We start from the raw sequence: 23,507 nt of genomic DNA on the forward strand, positions 1-23,507 counted from the left end.
AGGCAAGGAGAGTGCTACTATGACATTTCATAAATACCCTGAACAGCAGGGCTTATACGACCCTCGTATGGAACATGATGCGTGTGGGATCGGGGTTTACGCACATCAAACAGGACGAGCGAGTCATGAAATCGTTGAACATGCATTGGCCATGCTTTGTCAAATGGAACACCGTGGTGGACAAGGGAGTGATGCGAAGACTGGAGACGGGGCGGGTATTTTAACGCAATTACCAGATCGGTTGTTTCGTGAAACGGTTCGACACATTTCCTTCCCTAAAAAAGGGGATTATGGCGTTTTCATGATGTTCTTGCCACGTGAGGAACGGGAACGGATGCGACTCGAACGAACGTTAGAGTCAATCATTTTGACGGAAGGGCAAGACGTCTTAGGATGGCGAACCGTACCCGTCCAGTCCGAAGTGCTTGGATCAGGTGCACGTCGTACGGAGCCAGTCATTCGTCAATGCTTCATTGGTGCACAGGCGATGGAAGGATTGACATTTGAACGAACACTTTTTTTGATTCGACGAGCGTTTGAACGTGAATCGGAGCAACTCGGTCTTGAGCAATACGTCTTGAGTAGCTCGAGTGAAACAATCGTGTATAAAGGACTCGTGACGACGGATCAACTACGTGCGTACTTTGATGATTTACGAGACGAACGCTATCAGTCAGGCTTTGGTATTGTACATTCACGTTTTAGTACGAACACGTTCCCAAGTTGGAAACGTGCCCATCCAAACCGTTATTTGATTCACAATGGCGAAATCAATACGTTGCAAGGAAACATCCGGGCAATGCGCGGTCGAGAACGTCGACTTGCTGAGACGACGTACGGTAATCGGGCAGAGGAAGTGTTGCCGATATTGGATGAGACAGGTAGCGACTCATCAATGCTTGATAATGCGTTTGAGTTTCTTCATCTGTCAGGTCTTTCTCTCGCTGAGACAGCACTGATGCTCGTGCCTGAACCATTCGAACATGCCGAAATCAGACCGGCGAAGCGCGCGTACTATGAGTATCACAGTAGCATGATGGAACCGTGGGATGGTCCGTCTGCCATCGTCTTCACGAACGGAAAACAGATTGGTGCGACGCTTGACCGAAACGGTTTACGCCCGGCGCGATATGTATTGTTACGCGATGGTCATTTCATGTTGTCGTCAGAAGCAGGAGTACTCCCTCTTCGTGAACAAGACATTTTGTACAAAAAACGATTAGCACCGGGTGAACTCCTTTTACTCGATTTTGCGTCCGGTCAGTTAATCGCAGATGAAGAGATCAAGCGGGAGTTAGCGACACGTCACCCTTACGCGGAGTGGCTCGCTCAAGAAGTCGTTTCCCTCTCAAGTAACGACTTCAAGGAAACACTCATTGAACTTGGAACGAAACAGCGGCATTTTGGATACACGCGTGAAGATATCGATCAATACTTGATTCCACTCGTCGAAGAACAAAAGGATCCGATAGGCGCGATGGGAACGGACATACCGCTAGCGGTCTTAAGTGAACGTCCTCAATCCTTGTTCCGTTATTTCAAACAGCTATTCGCACAAGTCACGAATCCACCGATCGATGCGTTACGCGAAGAGATCGTCACCTCGACGCTAACATGGCTTGGTCGACAAGGGGAGCTGCTGACGCCGAACCGTGCGAACTGTCGTCGTGTTCGCTTAGAGACGCCGATCCTGCGACCAGACGAAGCCCATGTGCTTAAACAATGTGGACTTAAGCAGAAAACGATCTCAACGACGTTCACCGACTCGCTTGAAGAAGCGCTTGACATGATCGTTGATGAGGCTGTGACCGCTGCACAAAACGGGTATGAATTATTGACGTTATCGGATCGTCTCGTTCGCCCTGGAGCATTACCGATGCCAATCCTCTTAGTAACGAGTGCGATTCATCATGCGCTGATCCGTAAGGGATTACGAACAAATCTCAGCTTGATCGTTGAAGGTGGAGAAATTCGTGAGGTCCATCATGTCGCCACGTTGATCGGGTATGGTGCGGATGCGATTTATCCGTACCTTGCATATGCGACGCTTGAAGAAGCAGTAGGGGATCGTTTTACGGATGTAGCCAAACGTTATCAAAAAGCAGTCACGGAAGGCGTCGTCAAAGTCATGTCGAAGATGGGCATTTCGACGATCTTCAGTTATCGGGGCGCTCAAATCTTTGAAGCAGTCGGAATCGATCGCTCTGTCATCGAACAGCATTTCACTGGCACGGTCTCTCAATTGAGTGGGATGACGCTTGAGCTGATGGAAGAAGAAGTCCGACGAGCACAACAGGTTGCAGATGAACGGATTCATTTAGAGTCCGGCAGTGTCTTCCGGTACCGTCAAGCAGGAGAACATCATGCGTTTAATCCAGCGACGATTCATTTGCTGCAACACGCATGCCGCACAAATGATTACCGGCTCTATCAAAAGTACGCACAACGCATTCAGGAGGAACCAGCAACGGTGCTACGACATCTGTTGACATTCAAGGAGACGACGGCAATCCCGATCGAAGAAGTCGAGCCCATTAGCGAAATCGTCAAATACTTTAAAACAGGTGCAATGTCATACGGCTCGTTATCAAAAGAAGCGCATGAGACACTCGCGATTGCGATGAACCGCTTAGGTGGAAAAAGTAACAGTGGTGAAGGTGGGGAGGAAGAAGAGCGATACGAACACGATGAAAATGGCGATTTCCGGATGAGCCGAATCAAACAAATCGCCTCTGGTCGTTTTGGAGTGACGAGTCATTATCTGGTACATGCCGACGAATTACAAATCAAGGTGGCACAAGGTGCGAAGCCTGGTGAAGGTGGTCAATTGCCTGGTGAAAAAGTCTATCCATGGATCGCACGTGTGCGTGCATCAACACCTGGTGTTGGATTGATCTCCCCACCTCCACACCATGATATCTATTCAATTGAAGATTTAGCCCAGTTGATTCATGACTTAAAACGTGCGAACGATCAAGCCCGGATTAGCGTCAAACTCGTCGCCAAAGGAGGCGTTGGAACGATTGCTGCTGGCGTTGCGAAGGGGTTAGCAGATGTTATCGTCATCAGTGGTCATGACGGCGGAACGGGCGCCTCACCTAAGACGAGTATTCAACATGCCGGACTGCCATGGGAACTTGGTCTTGCTGAAACACATCAAACGTTGACATTAAACGGGTTACGCGAGCGTGTCGTTCTCGAGACGGACGGAAAGCTATTGACCGGTCGTGATGTCATCCTCGCAGCAATGCTAGGAGCGAATGAATATGGATTTGCGACAGCACCACTTATCGCTGTCGGCTGTATCATGATGCGTGCTTGTCATCTCGATACGTGTCCTGTTGGTGTCGCGACACAGGATCCAGAGCTCCGCAAGAAATTTACCGGATCTGCCGATGATGTCGTCCATTTCATGACATTTATCGCTGAGGAAGTACGAGAACATTTAGCAAAGCTAGGTGTGAGACGGTTGCAAGATCTCGTAGGGCGTACGGATTTACTCGAACCATCGGAACGACAACGAACGCATTGGAAGGCGAAAAGTCTTGATTTCTCTCGTCTCCTCGTTCATGTGTCACACGGTCCGGCTGAACAACAACAGCATCACGTTGAGCGTTCCTTTGACGCTCGTGAAATCTCGCCGTATTTGGAGGAGGCAGATTTCAGTCAGCCACAGACACTACGTTTAACGATTCAAAATACAGACCGTGCGATTGGCACGCAGACCGGTGCAATGCTGACCAGACGATTTGGGGCACTTGGTCTTCCGACGGATCGATTGAAACTTGAACTGCAGGGATCTGCCGGGCAAAGTTTAGGTGCGTATCTCCCACGTGGTATGACGCTTGATGTCACGGGAGAAGCAAATGATTATGTAGGAAAAGGGTTGTCCGGGGGTATCATCGCCGTTCATCCTCCACGTTCGATTTCGTTCGTCTCGTCCGATCAATCGATCATTGGTAATGTCGCACTTTACGGGGCGACAAGTGGAGAACTTTATGTCAACGGTCAGGCAGGTGAGCGATTTGCGGTTCGAAACAGTGGAGCCGTCGCCGTCGTCGAAGGAATCGGCAACCATGGACTCGAGTATATGACCGGTGGATCCGTCGTAGTACTTGGCGATGTCGGAAAAAACTTTGCTGCCGGTATGTCAGGTGGTGTCGCCTATGTCTTGCCGCGTAATCCTGAACAATTTTTACAACGTGTCAACCGCGAACTCGTCTCGACGGGACCTGTCACGCATGTCGAAGAGATTGCGCGACTGAAGACGTTCATCGAGCGGCACGTCGCACGGACCGGAAGTGAGCAGGGAGATGCGATTCTAGCGAACTGGGATCATGTCATTCATTCGTTCATCCGCGTCATTCCTTCGACGTATGAGAAAGTGACAACGTTGATGGCTGATTTCGCTAAACAAGGACACAACACCGAAGAAGCGATGTTGCTCGCATTCGAGACACATCTAGGGCGCAGAACAGGAGGGGTACGATGAAACGACGCGATCAATTCATGACAGTTGCTCGTTCGGGTGGAACGGAACGACACCCAAGCGAACGAGTGGGTGATTTTAAGGAATATAAGACGGCTTTGACGGAAGCAGAAGCGAGTCAACAAGCAAGTCGATGTATGGATTGTGGCACCCCGTTTTGCCATGTAGGGGAAGTATTTGATCAAGTGAAGATTGGTTGTCCAGTCTATAACTTGATTCCAGAATGGAACTTGCTCGTAGAAGAAGGACGTTTTCAAGAGGCACTCGATCGCCTTCTTGAGACGAACAATTTCCCGGAATTCACGGGTCGCGTCTGCCCGGCGCCATGTGAAGGGTCGTGTACGTTGTCGATTCATGAACCTGCGGTCGCGATTAAAGATATCGAACGGGCGATCATCGACATTGGCTTCGAAAAAGGATGGGTCGTGCCCCGAATTCCAGCAATACGATCGACACGTTCGATTGCCATCGTTGGATCTGGTCCTGCCGGTCTTGCGGCTGCCGATCAGCTGAATCAAGCCGGTCACCAAGTGACGGTCTATGAGCGGGAAGATCGGATTGGCGGATTACTCACGTACGGTATACCAGCCATGAAACTCGATAAAGAGGTCGTACAGCGCCGTGTTGATTTGCTTGAAGCAGAAGGAATCCACTTCCGGACGAACGTCACGATCGGTGCAGATATCACGCTCGAGACACTTGAAGCGGAGTATGACGCCGTTATCTTATGTGTCGGCGCGACGGAACCACGCAAATTAACGGATGCGCCAACGCGTGGAGTTGGTTATGCGATGGATTATTTGACAGGGGTGACACGTCACGTGCTCTCGCAAGAACCGTTGTCTCCTGATCACGATGCGAGAGATAAGGATATTCTCGTCATTGGTGGCGGCGATACCGGAGCGGACTGTGTAGCGACGGCGCTCCGTCAACGCTGCCGCTCCGTCGTCCAATTCGGCAAGCATGAACAACCGGGTACGACACGTGCAACAGGAAACATGTGGCCGGATACACCTTTGCTTTATTCGATTGATTATGGATATGCGGAAGCATTCCAACAATTCGGTCGGGATCCCCGTGAATACTTGATCGCCATCAAGCGATTCACGACAAGTGAATCGGGTCAAGTCACCGGTGTCTGGACGATTCAGACGACGAAAACAAAAAATGAATCGGGTGCGGTGATCTTTGAGGAGATCAAAGGGAGCGATCGTTACTTCCCAGTCGATCAAGTCTGGATTGCCATTGGATTCAGTGGTGTCGAAGAGAACGTACTCGAACATTTAGCAGTCGCCTCGGAACGTGGGAAAATCAAGACGATTCGTTACGCGACGAACCGTCCAGGAGTATTTGCCGCAGGTGACGCAAGACGTGGTCAATCATTGATCGTCTGGGCGATTCGCGAAGGTCGTGAAGTAGCAGAAGCCGTTGGACAATATTTAAAAGCAATGCAACAAACAGGCTAAATCACATCGTCTGGATTTTCTGGCAACATCGGAAATCCAGGCTTTTTTGTGTTTGGCAAAGAAATCTGCCAGTTCAAAAATAACTATTGATTTTGTTTCAAGGTGAAACACCGAAAATATTTCTGCTATTCTTATAAAATGAAGAGGAGGTATGACAGATGAATTCAGAAATCATCTATTTCGTATGCGAGAGTGGAATGGCGAGTAGTATCATGGGGGCTACGATTTTAAAAAAGCGCTTACTTGAATGCGGTATTACGACAGACGTCAAGACATGTCGGATCGCAGAACTACCTGATCAAGCAGCTTTTATCGTCGGAGAAGCGCAACTCGTCCATCGACACGTATGGAAAACACATTGTTCGGTTCATCCAGTCGATCGGATTCTTGATCCGACTGCATATGACGTCATCCTCGAATCTTGGCAGAAAAGAGTGAGGCTGCATGACTGAATTTACACCACGTGAACATGATATCTTATTTTTCCTCTTATCACGCGAGGAACCTGTTCAAATACAAGAGATTGCGGAAACGCTCGAGACATCGGAACGAACGATTCAACGTGAACGCGATCGTCTTGCCCAGTCTTTAGAAGATCATGATTTGCGTTTGACATATGTTCGCGGCAGAGGTCTCTTGATTGAGGGAACGGACGAAGCCAAACATGCATTACGGGACCAACTCTTGTTGTCACATAAACAATTACCGAACGCTGAAGATCGCCAAGTCGAGTTAGCGTATCGGCTACTACAAGAAGAAGGGATGGTCAAATTACAGGCAATCGCCCATGCGATGTATGTGGCTCCGAGCACGGTTAGCCAGGATTTAGAGCGGATTGATGAGTGGTTTCTACAATATGACCTTGAAATCAAGCGCAAAAAAGGTATTGGTGCCGAAGTCATCGGCGAAGAAATCAACAAACGCCGTTTACTGATTTCATTGATCTTTACGCAATGGGATGTTCTTGCTTTCTATCGGTTGTTGCAAGGCGACGCCGGGCAATTACCTCATCTGTTACAAATGAACCGAACATCATGGCTTGAGATGATCAATCAAGCGTATGCAGTCATTGCACCGTTGACGAAAGAAGGGCGTCTCAATGACCGACAAATCATGCGTGCGACACTCAGCTTAGCTTTACAAGCGTTACGAAAAGATCAGTTTCCGATGCGTTACGAGTTAAAAGCGTATCCGGTCGAAATCCTCAAATGGGTGGAACGCGTCGAAGAGCGATTACCTGACACATTGTCGATTGCCGAACGCCAATGGTTATCAGAAGAATTGCGTGCTTTCTTTCAATCGGACGCAGGAGATACGGAAGAACTCGTCACGCGCCTCCGTGTGAAACGATTGATTGAACATGTCTCCTTATTGTATGGAACGAACTTTACGAAAGATCATGCTTTGGAGCGGGGGCTCGTTTCGCATATACAATCCTATACGCGTCAAAATAGCGTTAATCCGTCCTATGTCATCAAACAAATTGAACGGGAATATCCACGTCTGTTCGATGCGGTCAAACAAGCAGCATTATCGATCTTCACAGATGCGACATTTGAAGACGTAGATTTAGCATTTTGGGTCATGCATTTCGGGGCTGTTCTCAGCAAACCGACACCTAAACTACCATATCGGGTTTTAGTCGTCTGCTCTGCTGGACTCGGCTCTTCAAAGTTATTGATGAATCGGTTACGGCAAGAATTTACTGAACTTGAACATATCGATAACTCGTCACTGTTTGGCATTGAACGGTTACCGATTGAATCGTATGACTTCGTTTTATCGACCGTGCCGTTGCCTGACATCCGCCCACCACATCTTCTTGTCAACCCGTTGCTCCCTCAGGATGAGGTCGAACGGATCCGAAAATTGATTCTTGCCTTACCAAAATCCTTCCAACCAGAACCACGGCAGACGAAAACAGAATGGCTCGATCTCGAGCAATTGCATCGGCTCGTTGCATCGTCGATTCGAGTGTCGAACGGATTTCAAATGGAACGGTTGGAGCGTGTGGACGATGGGATTGAATCGTTATTATTTGAGATCAGCACACGCATGGTCGACCAAGGATTAGCAAAATCAGCTGTTTCACTCTCGGCGCAATTGTTGCGTCGTCATGAGATGTCGGGTCTTGGTATTCCAGGAACACGGCTTGCTTTATTCCACGGACGTGATGCGACGATTCAAAGAGGAGGATTTCTCATTTTTGAATTGCCTGAACCAATCGACTTACTCGGGATGGATCAACAGTTGCAATCTGTCGAAAGGCTTCTTGTCCTTGTCGCACCGGAAGAGACCTCAAACGAACTGCTTGAATTACTCAGTTCGATTAGTGCCGCAATCATTGAAAGTCCCGAACAAATGGATCAATTTGAGTTCGGAGAGGAACATGCAATTCGTCTGCTTTTGAATCGAACGTTTCGAACGGTAATTGATCAATTCCTAGGCAATACTTGAAAAACCCCTGTCACTCGATCTTTGAAGTGGCAGGGATTTTTTCTTGGATCAGGCAGGCTTCTTTCCAGTCTGTCCAACTTCTTGGACAAAGACTGAACTAGGAAAGATTGAGTAAGCGCTTGCAATGATCTTAAAATAAGGGCATAGCAAAGCAATCATCTTATCAACTCATACACGAAATGGAGGCTAACGCAATGGCGACAGCTCAAAATGGAGCACGGGGTATCCGTGTACAAGTTCAACGGTTCGGTAGCTTTTTAAGCGGTATGGTCATGCCGAACATCGGTGCATTCATCGCTTGGGGGATCATCACGGCACTCTTCATCCCGACTGGATGGGCACCGAATAAGGAACTCGGTGAACTTGTCGGTCCGACAATCACCTATCTCTTACCGTTGCTGATTGGATACACGGGCGGGAAGTTAATGCATGACGTCAGGGGAGGCGTTGTCGGGACGCTTGCGACGATGGGGGTTATCGTCGGAACAGAGATTCCGATGTTCCTCGGTGCCATGATCATGGGACCACTTGGTGGATACGTTATCAAAAAGTTCGATCACTTAATTGAAGGAAAAGTCAAACCAGGTCTCGAGATGCTCGTCAATAACTTCTCAGTCGGAATCATCGGTGGTTTGTTGATGCTCGGTGGATTCAAAGTATTCGGACCACTCATGACAGGTCTTGACGACATCATGGCCGCAGGAGTTGGTGCGATCGTCAGCGCACATTTGTTACCACTAGCGAGTTTGTTCATCGAACCGGCAAAAATCTTGTTCTTAAATAATGCGATCAACCACGGTATTTTAAGCCCGCTTGGTCTCGACCAAGTAAATGAGGCGGGTAAATCAGTTCTGTTCTTACTCGAAGCCAACCCGGGTCCAGGTCTTGGATTGTTACTTGCATACTCGTTCTTCGGTTCTGGTGCAGCGAAGAAGACAGCACCCGGTGCAGCATTTATCCAATTCATCGGTGGAATTCACGAAATCTATTTCCCATACGTCTTGATGAAGCCAGTCTTGTTGCTTGCGATGATTGCAGGTGGCATGAGTGGGATCCTCACCTTCGTCCTGTTTGATGTCGGATTAGTCGCACCCGCTTCACCTGGTAGTATCATCGCGGTCCTCGCAATGGCATCACGCGGTTCTTACGTCGGATTGATTGCAGGTGTACTTGTTTCAGCATCTGTGACATTTATTGTCTCGACTGTCCTGCTAAAAACTAGCAAGGCAAAAGAAACGTCGCTTGAAGAGGCAAGCGCGAATGTCAGTGCGATGAAAGGAAAACAATCAATTGCCTCATCACTCGTTTCAGCTGATGCAAAACCACTTGCGGAAGTCGAACATATCATTTTCGCTTGTGACGCTGGTATGGGATCGAGTGCAATGGGTGCATCCGTTCTTCGCAATAAAATCAATAAGGCGGGCTTACCCATCAAAGTGACGAATACGTCGATCAGCCAACTTCCGCCAAACGCTGAACTGATCATCACACACCGTGATTTGACGGAGCGGGCAAAGGAACAGGTACCAACGGCAGAACACCGGTCAGTCGATAACTTCCTGAATGCCGGATATTATGATCAACTCGTCCACGAGATCGAAACAGCACGGAATAAGATTTCTTAAAGATAAAGATAAAGATAAAGATAAAGACATTCAAGGAGGAATAAACATGACAACGACAATGAACCTTTCACCGGAACTTGTATTACTTGATCAACAATTCGCAGACGAGACGGCAGCCATCACGGCTGCCGGTCAACTCCTCGTCGATCACGGATATGTCGAAGCGGGGTATATCGATTCAATGCAGGAACGTCATGCCTTATCAACGGTCTACATTGGCAACCATGTTGCGATTCCACACGGAACAGAGTCGGCTAAATCACAGGTCAAGAAAACGGGGCTATCGATTCTACAAGTACCGCAAGGCGTAGCGTTCGGAACGGAACAAGCACGACTCGTTATCGGCATTGCTGGCGTCGGTGATGAACACCTCGAGTTGTTATCGAATATCGCAGTCATTTGCTCCGATGAGGAGAACGTAGAGCGCATCGTAGCAGCGACATCAAAAGAAGAAATCATCGCGTTATTGACAGCGGAGGTGTAATGATGAAAGCCATCCATTTTGGTGCCGGTAATATCGGACGAGGATTCATTGGCTTACAACTCGTCAAGACGGGTTACGAAGTATGCTTCGTAGATGTCAATACGACAGTCGTCGATGCATTAAAAACACGACATACCTATGAGGTGGGTTATGCCTCTGAAAGAGGAGGGCGTGAACGGGTCGACGGCGTGACGGCACTTAACAGTTTATCTGAACCAGATCAGGTCGTTGCAGCGATTCGTGAAGCAGATGTAATCACGACAGCTGTCGGACCGAGTTTGTTGTCGAAAGTAGCTCCTTTGATCGCGGAAGGGTTACGTCAACGGGATCAACAGTCACCTGTCTACGTCATTGCCTGTGAAAACATGATTGGGGGGTCAAAACACTTACAAACAGAGGTGGCGAAACATCAACCGGTAGCGGAGAATTGGTATTTCCCGAATGCAGCAGTTGATCGGATCGTGCCACTTCAGCATCACGAAGATCCGTTGTACGTCGAAGTGGAAGAATTCTTCGAATGGGTGTTCGAAACGACTGGACTACCGGAAGCCTATCCACGGATCGAAGGCGTCACCTATGTCGAGGATATCGAACCGTTCATCGAGCGGAAGCTGTTCACTGTCAACACGGGACATGCAATTGCTTCATACCTCGGAGCACTATTTCATAAAGAGACGATCGCTGAAAGTCTAACAGATCCACGCATCCGTCGGGGTGTCCAGACGGCACTTTACGAAACAGGGTGGTTGTTACTTGAAAAGTACGGCTTTAATCCGGTCGATCATAGTGCGTACATCCAAAAGAATATGAAACGCTTTGAAAACCCGCGAATTCATGATGAAATCATTCGTGTCGCCCGTTCACCGATTCGTAAATTGAGTCCAAGTGACCGACTTGTCAAACCAGCAAAGGAATTGATGGAGCGTGGGATTGAAGCAGATGGATTAGCACGTGGGATCGCAGCAGCCCTGACCTATTTCGATCCAAATGATTCAGAATCTTCAGAATTAAATGCGTATATTACGAAACATGGAATCGAAGATGCGCTGAACGCATATCTACAACTGTCAGCAACGGATCCACTTGGATCTCGGATCGTTGAACATTATGAAGCGATGCAACAACAACTCAACTCGATTGCTTAAGAATGAATAACTCTGTAAGCCGAACACCTTTCACATCTGTGAAGGGTGTTCTTAGTTTGCGATTTAAATATGTCATGGTATCGACAAAATAAGCAGTTTCTAAAAATCTTGCTATCACAATTTGATTACAATTTGTATATTAAATTTGGAATATTCGAAAACGAATATTTAGCGATAAAAATACATTGTACGCTATATGAACGGAACATCTCTATTCCGATTTTTCAGGTAAGAGAAGGTGATCATATGTTGAATTATAAAGTGAACGTATATAGATTAAACGGAGCACGACCAAAAACTACAAAAGGAACCGGACCAAAACATTTGATTTATTCGAGTCAGTTTTCTTCACGTACACCAGTCCATTTATTGCATCAACTCATCTTGAATCGATTGTTGGTTGAGCAAGAAAAAAACCTAGATTTAACGTATACGATCGAAGTAAATGCGGTACTTGATCAATTCGTGATCGACGTCCGTGTCTTTTCAACAGATACGGTCAGCATCCAAGTCGAGCGTGACTTGATTGAAATCATTGAACGTGAAGAAGTTCGTCATATCCCAGCGCTTGAAATCGGAAAACCGGATTTCGCAGAATTCGCTCACATCGTCTTAAAGGTGAAGGAAGGTGGACCACGCCTTTCACAAGAGGATACGCAACGAATTTTCAATGAATCTGGTGTTCGAGGACGAATTATCCTGCACAAGGAGCGAATCGATAGTCATGAACCCTCCCATTCGATTCAGTTGTTGATTGGTGGGGCCGAGAAGTGTTTGTACAGTCTCTCGCAATATCAGCTTGATCCACTCTTCCGTAAACATGGTTTGACGATTCAATCCTTGAATCTGTTACCGTTTGATTTATTCATGATTCGCGACAAAATCGCGATGCTGTCTTCAGCAGATGCTTCGCAACTGTGGATTGATGACATCACGACATCCAAGAACGGACGATCACATCAGATTTGTTTTAACGATGGGAATGAATGCATGACGGTTATCTGTGATCTTCATGGATCAATTCGGTCTTATAAATGTTCGTGATGGTTTAATTCTTCTTCGAATAGGCTACATTCTTAACAGAGGTTCTAACGAAGGGGAGTCGAACAATCATGTTATCTAAACAACAGACGGAAGAATTCAAGCAACGGTTATTGAAGGAAAAAGAAAAGACAACATCAAACATCGAACAACGCGATACCGATTACGATGAAGGTGAACTGTCGAGTTACGATAATCATCCTGCCGATTCCGGCGATGAATTGTTCTTGCGGGAACGTGATCAAGCAATCACGGATATGCAAGAGGATATGCTATCGGATGTGGATCGCGCCTTAAAAGCAATCGAGGACGGAACGTATGGCATTTGCGAAGTCTGTGGAAAAGAGATTGAATTCGAACGTCTTGATATCATTCCAGAAACCCGATTATGCATTGAGCATGCAAAAGAAGAAGCAGAACAAAACGAGAACGATCCGAATTCGCGACCAAGCGAAGAAGATGTACTAGATCCATCTGTCACAGCTCGCGGGAAAGACATCGACGGTGATACGGACGGATTCTCGAAAGTAAGTGACTTTGGTAGTTCCGATACACCGTCTGATCAAGAAGATGGAATCGATCCGACACGGTCTTGACCGACAAAACATCTCCCGAAAATGGAGATGTTTTTTTCGAAAAAAATCATAAATAGTTACCTGAATTTTTTGACTTTTCATATAATTTTGATACGATGGTATCGAGAGGACTGTTTTAGCCTATATTAAAATGTAAGCGCATACAATCATCCGTCTCACTGCTTGACCATTTTAGTTGAGGGAGGAAATAACGCATGATTTATGACATTCCGAACAAGCAAGGGTCAAAAGTACAGTACAAGGAACGGTATGAAAATTACATCAATGGAAAGTGGACGGCACCTGTCGGGGGAGAATATTTTGATAATGTGACACCTGTTACTGGTAAGGTATTGTGCCAAGTCGCTCGTTCTACAAAGGAAGATATCGAACTCGCTCTTGACGCAGCACATGCGGCAAAAGAAGCATGGGGAAAAACATCTGTAACCGAACGTTCGAATATTTTAAATAAGATCGCCAATCGAATGGAAGAAAATCTCGAGATGCTCGCTTATGCGGAAACACTTGAGAACGGAAAAGCCGTTCGTGAGACACTTAACGCCGATTTACCGCTCGCGATCGACCACTTCCGTTATTTCGCTGGGGTCATTCGTGCCCAAGAAGGTTCGGTTGGCGAACTCGATCAAGATACGGTTGCGTATCACTTCCATGAGCCACTTGGCGTCGTCGGTCAAATCATTCCGTGGAACTTCCCGCTCCTGATGGCTGTCTGGAAATTAGCACCAGCTCTCGCAGCAGGAAACTGTGTTGTCTTAAAACCAGCAGAACAAACACCAGCGAGCATCATGGTACTCGTTGAGATCATCGAAGATTTACTTCCACCAGGTGTGCTCAACATCGTCAATGGATTTGGTCTTGAGGCAGGGAAACCGCTCGCTTCAAGCAAACGAATCGCCAAAATCGCCTTTACGGGTGAGACGACGACAGGACGTTTGATCATGCAGTACGCTTCGCAGAACTTGATTCCGGTCACACTCGAACTCGGTGGGAAATCACCGAACATCTTCTTTGAAGATATCATGCAGGCAGACGATGCATTCTTCGATAAAGCAATCGAAGGATTATTGATGTTCGCGTTGAACCAAGGGGAAGTCTGTACGTGTCCGTCGCGTGCCTTGATTCAAGAATCGATTTACGAACCGTTCATGGAACGTGTTCTAGAGCGCGTCAAAGCCATCAAAATCGGAAATCCTCTTGATGTCGACGTCATGATGGGTGCTCAAGCTTCGAACGAACAGATGGAGAAAATTCTTTCGTATCTTGAAATCGGTAAGTCGGAAGGCGCAGAGTGTCTAATCGGTGGAGAGCGCAACATGCTCGAAGGAGATCTCGCAGAAGGATATTACATCCAACCAACGATCTTCAAAGGTCACAATAAGATGCGCATCTTCCAAGAAGAAATTTTCGGACCGGTTCTATCGGTCACGACATTCAAGACGGAAGAAGAAGCACTCGAAATTGCGAATGATACGTTATATGGTCTTGGTGCCGGCGTCTGGACACGTGACATGAACCGTGCTTATCGGTTTGGTCGTGCGATCGAAGCAGGGCGCGTCTGGACGAACTGTTATCACCAATATCCAGCTCACGCGGCGTTTGGTGGTTACAAAATGTCAGGTATCGGACGCGAGAACCATAAGATGATGCTCAACCATTACCAACGAACGAAAAACCTACTCGTTAGCTACAACCCGAATAAACTCGGTTTCTTCTAAGTCGGAAAGGACGTGGATGCAAATGGTGGAACGTGTTCAGGCGACAGCAGCTTGTCTTGAGTTGATCGACCAGTTGAGAGAAAAACACGGTCCGTTGATGTTTCATCAATCTGGTGGTTGTTGCGATGGCAGTTCCCCGATGTGTTTTGCGCAAGGCGATTTATTCCTGGGAGATCAGGATAAAAAACTAGGAGAGATCGGTGGTTGTCCGTTTTATATTCATGAAGATCAATATGAGTACTGGAAACATACCCAACTCATCATTGATGTCGTGGATGGTCGAGGCGGAATGTTCTCTCTTGAGGGTGTCGAAGGGAAACGTTTTTTGACACGCTCCCGTGCGTTCACGCAAGAGGAAAACGCTGAACTATCAGCATCAAGTTAATGAAGGATACAAACGCGATTTTGTCTAGGCGACTTGTTCATTCAGGTCGCTTGTACAGAATCGTGTTTTTGTTCGTATTACAGCGTTCTAACAGGATAAAAGTTGGTAATGCGGCATAAGAACGGTATAATGAACTCATATTTTGACGAGAAGATTTTTTCACACTAAGACATTATAGGGGGTCACCATGAAATATCCATTTTTAGGTTGGACAGGTCAAACGATCGGAGTGACGGCGCCCTCCTCCGGATTACGTGAACAGCAACAGGAATGGGTCGAACGAGCAGTTGAACAGGTACAAGCACGGCAAATAAACGTCCGTTTGGGCGAAACGATTTGGTCGCATCAACTTGCTGAAAGTGCACCGGTCAAACAACGGGCTGAGGAATTGAATCACATGATGACGGATGAGACGATTGATGCCGTCATCCCGCCATTTGGTGGGGAACGCGCCATTGATCTTTTACCCGAGTTGACGCCAGCTACTTACCAAACAAAATGGTTGCTTGGCTATTCCGATATCAGTACGTTATTGCTCAGTCTGACGCTTCAGACAGGAATTGCGACAGCGCATGGTCCGAATTTCGTTGAGCTTCGAAGTGAAGAGTGGGATGAGACGACAAGTGCCTGGCGACGGGTGCTCGCGACGCCAACTGGAGGAACCGTCACACAGTGGGCTTCCGATCGTTATCAATCCGAGTGGACTGATGAAGAACGTCCAGCAGGTTCATTATTTCAGTTAACGGAAGCGACGGAATGGAAAGCACTTGATGAGCGAACAGAAGTGACCGGACGGTTACTTGGTGGCTGTCTGGAGACGATTCGCCATCTGATAGGGACACCGTACGGAGATGTGCGTCGTTTTCAGCGTGAAGAGATCAACGGAGAACCGATTCTCTGGTACTTTGAGGTATCTGAAGCGAGTTCTGCAGAGGTGCATCGGACGCTTCGACAAATGGCGTATGCTAGATGGTTCGACCATGCGGCTGGCTTTTTATTCGGGCGTACATCTGCAAGGATTACTGAAGATCTGACATGGCTAGACGTGTATCACTATCTAGCGGATGAAACAGGCTTACCAGTCTTATATGATCTTGACATCGGTCATCAGCCACCGCAGTTGACGTTAATCAATGGAGCGACAGGTGTGGTTCGTATTCAAGGAAAAGATTCACGAATCGATATTACGTTCAACTAAAAAGGAGAGCACGCAATGGCACGTCGTAAGTTTCAAGCATTAGGCGTTTATAAACGCGTCCATATTAACCCGGAGACACGTCGAATGACGTTACCGGAACCGTTTTACGATGCACTTCGTCTAGAAGATGAATTGCTGATTGCACAAGTCGGAGATGTTCTCGTCATGCGTCGTCCGGGGGAAGTCGTCGAGATAGAAACGGATTTATTGAGCGAACTCGTAGAAGATGGATTCACGGGTACAGAGCTTGTCCAAGAGTTTGCCTACCGGCGTCAGCAACAGGAACAACGATTACGTCAACAAGTCTTGCAGGATGAAGAGGATGACCATGCTGCTCAACTGAAGATCGAGCTATAACGGAAAGAAGGAGTGGGGCAGATGCGTCGCAGAACAAAAATTGGAATCGGAGTCATCGGATCCGGATTAGTAGCAGCGAGTTATTATTTTTATGAGATGGCAATCGCCACGAATCCGAAGCCGTTCTTATCGAATAATCGGGATTTGAGTGATGAGATGGTCCGGTTGATGCAACCTGGACAAACATGGATCAAGGAGCAGCCGCTCGAGCGGATCGAGATTGAAGCGAAAGACGGCTTAACGTTGCGCGGACATTTCCTCCCGTCTCCTGTTCCGTCAGATCGGATTGTCATTCTCGTGCATGGATACGGAGGCGTCGGAACGGATTTAGCCGGATTCGCCTATCTGTACCATCAGGCCGGTTTCCATGTCATGATGCCCGATAATCGAGGACACGGAATGAGTGACGGTCATTATATCGGATTCGGATGGCATGATCGGGAAGATTGTCTCAGTTGGTCGAACTATCTGATTGAACGGATTGGACAGGATGCGAAACTGTTCTTACATGGTGTGTCGATGGGAGGGGCGACCGTATTGATGACGAGTGGCGAACAACTTCCACCACAAATCAAAGGAATCATTTCTGATTGTGCCTATACGTCCGTCAATGCTGTTCTTGCGTATCAGATGAAGCGGATGTATCGACTACCACACTTCCCGTTTTTAGGGATGACGAGCGTATTAACGAAGCTAAAGGCAGGTTATACGTTCCGTGAAGCATCAGCGCTGAAACAGGTCAAAAAGTCACAGGTTCCGATTCTCTTCATTCATGGTGGTGCGGATACGTTCGTACCGACAGATATGGTGTATGAGCTGTACGAAGCCTGTCCAACGGAAAAGGAACTGGTCGTTATTCCGAATGCCGCACACGCGATGGCATATTTCGAGGATCCGGCTTTGTATGATGACGTCGTTGAGAAGTTCGTCCGGAACATCTTGCGAAATGATTGACAACTCAGTTCGTTACCCGCTATATTAATATCATAAATCAACGTCGTCGTGGCGGAACTGGTAGACGCGCTAGACTCAGAATCTAGTGGTGGCAACACCGTGGAGGTTCAAGTCCTCTCGGCGGCATAAATGATTGAAGGAGGCAATCCCATCAAGGGGTTGCCTCCTTTTTTGATAATGAATAGAAAACGATTGCATCGAATAAAAATTCAGAAATGTTTATCTTTTTAGAACTTTTCTGGTAAAATACGTTTTAAAGAGGGTACTCTTCAGGGAAAGTACTAAGTGGAGTCGACAATCTTTAACACATAGGAGAGGGGAAACAAACATGAAAAAAGGAAGTATTTTGCTAGCGCTCTTGATGAGCTGTATTCTCGTACTTGGTGCATGTAGTATCGGTTCGAAGGATGAAGGGTCTTCAGAAGGAAAGACGTATAAAGTTGGTATCGACGTCACGTATCCACCATTTGAGTACAAAGACGGGGACACGTACAAAGGAATCGACATTGATCTTATGAAAGCAATCGCTAAGGATCAAAACTTCAAGATTAAATTTGAAGCAATGGATTTCAGCGGTATCATTCCAGCACTTCAAGCAAATCAATTGGACGTTGCCATTGCCGGTATGAGTATTACACCAGAACGGAAAAAAGTCGTTACATTCTCAGACCCATATTTCAAAGCTGGTCTTATTTTAGTCGTCAAAAAAGATGAGAATGGTATTAAATCCGTTAACGATCTTAAAGGGAAAAAAGTAGCCGTCAAAAAGGGAACGACGGGTGCAAAATATGCAACGGATAACGCGGATAAACTTGGCTTCACTGTTACACAATTCAATGACAGTCCAGCGATGTTCCAAGAAGTAAAGAACGGTAACGCAGCTGCCTTGATTGAAGATTATCCGGTCATCTCATATGCAAACAAACAACAAAACCTTGGATTGAAACTTGTCGGTGATCGTCTCAACGGTGATAACTACGGGATCGCTGTCTTAAAAGGTGAGAATAAGGATCTGCTAAAGAAAATCAACAAAGGACTTGCGAATCTGAAAGAAAACGGTGAATACGATAAAATCGTTGACACGTATCTGAAATAAGTCGCAAGGCGATAAGGGAGTGGGATAGCCAATGGAAGTGGTCAAAACCGCATTTCCATTTTTCTTGGAAGGGCTTCAAGTCACATTGTATATTTTCATCATTGCGGTCATCGTCGGCTTTCTGATTGGCTTAGTCGTCGCATTGATGCGGTTGTCACCGTTAAAGATTTTGAACGCGATCGCGATCATCTATATCGATGTCATTCGTGGTACACCGTTCATCGTTCAGCTTTTCTTCATCTACTTTGGACTCAACTCGCTTGAGTGGTTATCGATGGACCGGATGTATGCAGGGATACTGACGGTCGCGATCAATGCTGGTGCTTATTTCGCGGAAATTATTCGAGCAGGTATCCAGTCGATTGATAAGGGACAAACAGAAGCCGCACGTTCACTCGGGATGACAGGACGTCAAACGATGGTTCAAATCATTTTACCGCAAGCATTCCGACGGATGTTACCAACGATTACGAATCAATCAATCATCAGCTTAAAAGATACATCGTTGTTATCGATCATCGGCATCGCTGATTTGACGCAACAAGGTCAAGTTCAGCAATCGACGACGTTTGAGCCATTCATCGTTTGGTCTGTCGTCGGATTGATGTACTTCGTCATCATTTATCTCTTGTCATTCGTGGCGAAGTTCTTGGAACGGAGGTTTACATTACGATGAGTATCATTGAAGTGAAGAATCTAAAGAAATCATTCGGTTCGAATGAAGTCTTAAAAGACATCAACGTCTCGATTGCCGAAAAAGAAGTCGTTTGTGTCATCGGTCCGTCGGGATCTGGGAAAAGTACGTTTTTACGCTGTTTGAATCGATTGGAAGAGATTACAGGTGGCACGGTCATCGTCGATGATTTCGATATTACGAGTCCAAAGGTCGATATCAACAAGGTCCGGGAAGAAGTCGGGATGGTCTTTCAACATTTTAATCTCTTCCCGCATAAGACCGTGCTAGAAAACGTCACGCTTGCACCGATCAAAGTGCGTAAATCGGATAAAGAACAGGCGAAACAGCGGGCACTTGAACTACTCGATAAAGTCGGATTACGGGAAAAAGCGGATAATTATCCAGGTGAATTATCTGGGGGGCAAAAACAGCGGGTCGCGATTGCCCGCGCGCTCGCGATGAATCCGAAAATCATGTTGTTTGACGAGCCAACGTCAGCGCTTGACCCGGAAATGGTCGGTGACGTGCTTGCCGTCATGAAACAACTTGCCCTTGAAGGGATGACGATGGTCGTCGTGACCCATGAGATGGGATTCGCTCGAGAGGTCGGAGATCGCGTCTTATTCATGGATGGTGGCTATATCGTCGAAGAGAACGTGCCACAAGTATTGTTTGATTCTCCACAACACGAACGGACGCAATCGTTCCTTAGTAAGGTCTTATGATGGAACCGGCGTATCTAAATGCGGATACGCCGGTTTTTGACGAATCATAAATAACTGTCTAAGCGCTCATAAGAAAAACTTATACATTTAAGCGTGAGAATTTGGGAATTCGAAATGCACACATAGGAAAAGAGTAGTAATATAGTAACGAAGGCACTTTCATGGAAGAATGACACGATCATTCCTTCTCATGACGTTCAGCGTTTTATTCATGCAATTCCTTTTGAAAGCGCTAACAGGTAGGGGGCTGGAAACACATCGAGTATCCACTAGATGTGTGGGGAGAAATATAGAAACGGGGGGAACCGTACATGGCAGGCCACGAGCAAGATCAACAAGCATTCTATGGACCAAACCTTGGCTACATCATTGAATTGTACGAGCGTTTTTTAGAAGACAAGACATCCGTTGATGAGGAGACACGTGCTTATTTCGAAGAGCATGGTGCACCCGTGACGGAAGCAGTCGTACCGATGCAAGTCGAGACAGGAGATTTCGAAAAATATCTTGCGGCGAATCGTTTAGCGGAACAAATTCGTGCAAAAGGACATCTTGCGGCGGATATCTATCCGCTGAAGGACCATCCGCGAGAAACAGGATTATTCGAATTGAGTCAGTACGGATTGACAGAGGCAGATCTTCGAAAAATGCCAGTCTCACTCGTCTGTCCTGAACCACCAACTGGTGTACAGGACGCGTTTGAAGGCATCGAACATTTAAAAGCGCAGTACACGGGAGCAGCCGCAGTTGAGTTCCAGCATGTCGACGATCTCGATGAAAAGAAATGGCTCCGACAGAAAATCGAGCAAGGTGCTTTGACGGCGACGCTAGACGCTGAACAAAAGAAACAATTGTTCAAACGCTTAGCTGAAACGGACCTTTTCGAAAAATACTTGCACAAAACATATGTCGGTCAAAAACGCTTCTCGATTGAAGGACTTGACGCGATGGTGCCATTGCTCGACACGATCGTCGGACACCTCATCTCGAATGGGTCGGAGACGATCAATATCGGAATGGCACACCGTGGACGGTTGAACGTTTTGGCGCACGTACTTGGGAAGCCATATGAAATGATCTTTGCTGAGTTCCAGCATGCTCCGAACCACGACCTCGTACCATCTGAAGGATCGATCGGGATCACGTACGGTTGGACGGGCGACGTGAAGTATCACCTCGGTTTAAACCGAAAACTCGAGCAAGAGACACGTAACGTGCGGATGACGCTTGCGAACAATCCGTCGCACCTTGAGTTCGTCGACCCAGTCGTCGAAGGCTTCACACGTGCGGCACAAGATGATCGCTCACAAAAAGGGGCACCACGTCAAGAGCAAGCAGCAGCAGCTGCGATCCTCATTCATGGGGATGCAGCGTTCCCAGGTCAAGGAATTGTGGCTGAAACTTTGAATTTAGCGAATCTCAAAGGATATAACACCGGCGGAACGATTCATATCATCGCGAACAACACGATCGGCTTCACGACGGAGCCGACGGACTCCCGTTCGACGCGTTACTCGAGTGATCTTGCCAAAGGATACGAGATCCCAGTCTTCCACGTCAACGCGGATGAGCCGGAAAGCTGTCTCGCAGTCGCTTTGCTCGCGAGCGAGTACCGGGCAACGTTTAAGAAGGATGTCATGATTGATTTAATCGGATATCGTCGTTTTGGTCATAACGAAATGGATGAACCGATGAATACGAACCCGGTCTTATACGATTTGATTCATAAACATGATCCAATTCGTGTCTTGTACGGGAAAACGCTTGTCGCGAACGGGGATGCGACAGCTGACGAAATTCAATCGATTGAAACGTCGATCAATGATCACATGAAGGCGGCTCGTGAAAAAGTACCGAACGCGGAGAAAGAGTATGGTGGGGTCATGCCGGACGTCGTCTTTAAAGGCGTTCCGACGATTGAGACAGGGGTCTCGATTGAAACATTGACGGCGTACAACGAAGAATTGTTACAGTGGCCGGATGGCTTCCAAGTGTTCCATAAACTTGAGAAGGTCCTGAAGCGCCGGACGGATGCGTTCTCGACAAAGAACGGTATTGACTGGGGACATGCCGAAACATTGGCGTTTGCTTCGATTCTCTCAGATGGAACACCAATCCGCTTGAGCGGTCAAGATTCTGAACGAGGAACGTTCGCACAACGGAACATTAATCTTCATGATGTGAAAACAGGAGAAGGCTTCTCGCCACTCCATGCCTTATCAACGGCAACTGCATCATTCTCGGTCTACAACAGTCCGTTGTCTGAAGCAGGTGTACTTGGTTTTGAATACGGTTATAACGTCTTCGCTCCGGAAACGCTCGTATTATGGGAAGCGCAATACGGGGACTTTGCGAACTCAGGTCAAGTCATCTTCGACCAGTTCATCTCAGCTAGCCGAGCGAAATGGGGACAAACATCAGGTCTCGTCATGTTGCTTCCGCATGGTTATGAAGGGCAAGGACCAGAACACTCGAGTGGTCGTTTAGAGCGCTTCTTGACGTTATCCGGTGAGAAAAACTGGACAGTCGCGAACGTATCGAGTGCTGCCCAGTACTTCCACTTATTGCGCCGACAAGCAGCGATTCTCGGAAAAGAGGAAGTCCGACCGCTCGTCGTCATGACGCCGAAGAGTCTCTTGCGTCATCCGCTTGCGACATCTGACGTCTCTGAATTGACGGAGGGTAGTTTCCGTCGTGTCATCGAACAATCAGGGCTCGGAGAAGCACCAGATCGTGTCAAACGTCTTGTGTTCTGTTCTGGTAAGATGGCAATTGATCTAGCGGAAGCGGTCTCGAAATCAGATGAGAATCTCGATTGGCTACAAATCGTCCGGGTCGAGGAGTTGTATCCATTCCCGGCAAAAGCCTTAAAAGAAGTCATCGCGCGCTATGAATCCGTCGAAGAAATGGTCTGGGTGCAAGAAGAACCGAAAAACATGGGGGCGTGGTCCTTCATGGAACCTCGACTTGAGACAGTCGCACCGAATGGTATCCAAACGGTCCGTTACATCGGTCGTCGTCGTCGTTCCAGTACAGCAGAAGGTGACCCGTCAGGTCATAAAGTAGAGCAGGCACGTATCATCAATGATGCACTCACA

Annotated in this window: 18 protein-coding genes and 1 tRNA gene; all 19 read left to right on the forward strand. The window is 47.3% G+C overall.

The annotated features are described in order from the left end of the window. The first annotated feature begins 19 nt into the window (after nucleotides 1-19). Entirely contained in the window at nucleotides 20-4,492 is a 4,473-nt protein-coding gene (gene gltB / locus B3M90_RS12730; protein WP_290784346.1) for a glutamate synthase large subunit, read from the forward strand. Continuing rightward, entirely contained in the window at nucleotides 4,489-5,955 is a 1,467-nt protein-coding gene (locus tag B3M90_RS12735) for a glutamate synthase subunit beta (RefSeq protein WP_214854294.1), read from the forward strand. Before gltB ends, B3M90_RS12735 begins: the two co-directional genes overlap by 4 nt. Before the next feature lie 158 nt (nucleotides 5,956-6,113). Continuing rightward, on the forward strand, nucleotides 6,114-6,407 hold the full coding sequence (locus B3M90_RS12740; RefSeq protein WP_214854292.1) for a hypothetical protein: 294 nt from the start codon (nucleotides 6,114-6,116) through the stop codon (nucleotides 6,405-6,407). After that, complete coding sequence (locus B3M90_RS12745) at nucleotides 6,400-8,412, forward strand: BglG family transcription antiterminator (protein WP_290784349.1); 2,013 nt, start codon at nucleotides 6,400-6,402, stop codon at nucleotides 8,410-8,412. Before B3M90_RS12740 ends, B3M90_RS12745 begins: the two co-directional genes overlap by 8 nt. A gap of 194 nt (nucleotides 8,413-8,606) precedes the next feature. Beyond that, a complete protein-coding gene (locus B3M90_RS12750; RefSeq protein ID WP_290784351.1) occupies nucleotides 8,607-10,037 on the forward strand; it encodes a PTS mannitol transporter subunit IICB in 1,431 nt (476 codons plus the stop codon). 46 nt (nucleotides 10,038-10,083) lie between these two features. Further along, nucleotides 10,084-10,521: a PTS sugar transporter subunit IIA gene (locus tag B3M90_RS12755; RefSeq protein ID WP_200934376.1), complete on the forward strand. Its 438-nt coding sequence runs from the start codon at nucleotides 10,084-10,086 to the stop codon at nucleotides 10,519-10,521. A 2-nt stretch (nucleotides 10,522-10,523) separates the two neighbouring features. Next, nucleotides 10,524-11,666: a mannitol-1-phosphate 5-dehydrogenase gene (locus B3M90_RS12760; protein WP_290784353.1), complete on the forward strand. Its 1,143-nt coding sequence runs from the start codon at nucleotides 10,524-10,526 to the stop codon at nucleotides 11,664-11,666. Nucleotides 11,667-11,912: 246 nt separating this feature from the next. Then, a complete protein-coding gene (locus tag B3M90_RS12765) occupies nucleotides 11,913-12,710 on the forward strand; it encodes a hypothetical protein (protein WP_214854284.1) in 798 nt (265 codons plus the stop codon). Between the two features lie 68 nt (nucleotides 12,711-12,778). Beyond that, nucleotides 12,779-13,303, forward strand: coding sequence for a TraR/DksA C4-type zinc finger protein (locus B3M90_RS12770; protein WP_214854282.1), 525 nt, complete (start codon nucleotides 12,779-12,781; stop codon nucleotides 13,301-13,303). A 194-nt stretch (nucleotides 13,304-13,497) separates the two neighbouring features. Further along, the gene (adh, locus tag B3M90_RS12775; RefSeq protein WP_290758975.1) at nucleotides 13,498-15,018 is read left to right on the forward strand and encodes an aldehyde dehydrogenase; all 1,521 of its coding nucleotides are present in this window, start codon (nucleotides 13,498-13,500) and stop codon (nucleotides 15,016-15,018) included. A gap of 22 nt (nucleotides 15,019-15,040) precedes the next feature. Next, complete coding sequence (locus B3M90_RS12780; RefSeq protein WP_214854277.1) at nucleotides 15,041-15,403, forward strand: DUF779 domain-containing protein; 363 nt, start codon at nucleotides 15,041-15,043, stop codon at nucleotides 15,401-15,403. Between the two features lie 187 nt (nucleotides 15,404-15,590). Then, nucleotides 15,591-16,601 (forward strand): S66 family peptidase, encoded by a 1,011-nt coding sequence (locus tag B3M90_RS12785; protein ID WP_214854274.1) that lies wholly within the window; start codon nucleotides 15,591-15,593, stop codon nucleotides 16,599-16,601. A gap of 15 nt (nucleotides 16,602-16,616) precedes the next feature. Continuing rightward, nucleotides 16,617-16,958 (forward strand): hypothetical protein, encoded by a 342-nt coding sequence (locus B3M90_RS12790; RefSeq protein WP_214854271.1) that lies wholly within the window; start codon nucleotides 16,617-16,619, stop codon nucleotides 16,956-16,958. Nucleotides 16,959-16,979: 21 nt separating this feature from the next. Continuing rightward, nucleotides 16,980-17,912: an alpha/beta hydrolase gene (locus B3M90_RS12795; RefSeq protein ID WP_214854268.1), complete on the forward strand. Its 933-nt coding sequence runs from the start codon at nucleotides 16,980-16,982 to the stop codon at nucleotides 17,910-17,912. Between the two features lie 42 nt (nucleotides 17,913-17,954). Beyond that, nucleotides 17,955-18,038 (forward strand) — tRNA-Leu (locus tag B3M90_RS12800). A gap of 202 nt (nucleotides 18,039-18,240) precedes the next feature. After that, the gene (locus tag B3M90_RS12805) at nucleotides 18,241-19,008 is read left to right on the forward strand and encodes a transporter substrate-binding domain-containing protein (RefSeq protein WP_035407400.1); all 768 of its coding nucleotides are present in this window, start codon (nucleotides 18,241-18,243) and stop codon (nucleotides 19,006-19,008) included. Nucleotides 19,009-19,039: 31 nt separating this feature from the next. Further along, on the forward strand, nucleotides 19,040-19,684 hold the full coding sequence (locus B3M90_RS12810) for an amino acid ABC transporter permease (RefSeq protein ID WP_290758966.1): 645 nt from the start codon (nucleotides 19,040-19,042) through the stop codon (nucleotides 19,682-19,684). After that, nucleotides 19,681-20,409 (forward strand): amino acid ABC transporter ATP-binding protein, encoded by a 729-nt coding sequence (locus B3M90_RS12815; protein ID WP_290758964.1) that lies wholly within the window; start codon nucleotides 19,681-19,683, stop codon nucleotides 20,407-20,409. Before B3M90_RS12810 ends, B3M90_RS12815 begins: the two co-directional genes overlap by 4 nt. A gap of 311 nt (nucleotides 20,410-20,720) precedes the next feature. Then, nucleotides 20,721-23,507: 2-oxoglutarate dehydrogenase E1 component (locus tag B3M90_RS12820; protein WP_290784356.1), on the forward strand; the 2,787-nt coding region annotated here is incomplete at its 3' end.

It is taken from the genome of Exiguobacterium sp. UBA6309 (assembly GCF_002439205.1).
Taxonomy (GTDB): domain Bacteria; phylum Bacillota; class Bacilli; order Exiguobacteriales; family Exiguobacteriaceae; genus Exiguobacterium_A.

What these genes read in the sequence shown, in the direction of transcription:
- B3M90_RS12785 (WP_214854274.1), top strand. Translation starts at nt 15,591, where the DNA reads ATGAAATATCCATTTTTAGGTTGGACAGGTCAAACGATCGGAGTGACG.
- adh (WP_290758975.1), top strand. Translation starts at nt 13,498, where the DNA reads ATGATTTATGACATTCCGAACAAGCAAGGGTCAAAAGTACAGTACAAG.
- B3M90_RS12755 (WP_200934376.1), top strand. Translation starts at nt 10,084, where the DNA reads ATGACAACGACAATGAACCTTTCACCGGAACTTGTATTACTTGATCAA.
- B3M90_RS12745 (WP_290784349.1), top strand. Translation starts at nt 6,400, where the DNA reads ATGACTGAATTTACACCACGTGAACATGATATCTTATTTTTCCTCTTA.
- B3M90_RS12795 (WP_214854268.1), top strand. Translation starts at nt 16,980, where the DNA reads ATGCGTCGCAGAACAAAAATTGGAATCGGAGTCATCGGATCCGGATTA.
- B3M90_RS12735 (WP_214854294.1), top strand. Translation starts at nt 4,489, where the DNA reads ATGAAACGACGCGATCAATTCATGACAGTTGCTCGTTCGGGTGGAACG.
- B3M90_RS12750 (WP_290784351.1), top strand. Translation starts at nt 8,607, where the DNA reads ATGGCGACAGCTCAAAATGGAGCACGGGGTATCCGTGTACAAGTTCAA.
- B3M90_RS12765 (WP_214854284.1), top strand. Translation starts at nt 11,913, where the DNA reads ATGTTGAATTATAAAGTGAACGTATATAGATTAAACGGAGCACGACCA.
- B3M90_RS12810 (WP_290758966.1), top strand. Translation starts at nt 19,040, where the DNA reads ATGGAAGTGGTCAAAACCGCATTTCCATTTTTCTTGGAAGGGCTTCAA.
- B3M90_RS12760 (WP_290784353.1), top strand. Translation starts at nt 10,524, where the DNA reads ATGAAAGCCATCCATTTTGGTGCCGGTAATATCGGACGAGGATTCATT.
- B3M90_RS12740 (WP_214854292.1), top strand. Translation starts at nt 6,114, where the DNA reads ATGAATTCAGAAATCATCTATTTCGTATGCGAGAGTGGAATGGCGAGT.
- B3M90_RS12805 (WP_035407400.1), top strand. Translation starts at nt 18,241, where the DNA reads ATGAAAAAAGGAAGTATTTTGCTAGCGCTCTTGATGAGCTGTATTCTC.
- gltB (WP_290784346.1), top strand. Translation starts at nt 20, where the DNA reads ATGACATTTCATAAATACCCTGAACAGCAGGGCTTATACGACCCTCGT.
- B3M90_RS12790 (WP_214854271.1), top strand. Translation starts at nt 16,617, where the DNA reads ATGGCACGTCGTAAGTTTCAAGCATTAGGCGTTTATAAACGCGTCCAT.
- B3M90_RS12780 (WP_214854277.1), top strand. Translation starts at nt 15,041, where the DNA reads ATGGTGGAACGTGTTCAGGCGACAGCAGCTTGTCTTGAGTTGATCGAC.
- B3M90_RS12815 (WP_290758964.1), top strand. Translation starts at nt 19,681, where the DNA reads ATGAGTATCATTGAAGTGAAGAATCTAAAGAAATCATTCGGTTCGAAT.
- B3M90_RS12770 (WP_214854282.1), top strand. Translation starts at nt 12,779, where the DNA reads ATGTTATCTAAACAACAGACGGAAGAATTCAAGCAACGGTTATTGAAG.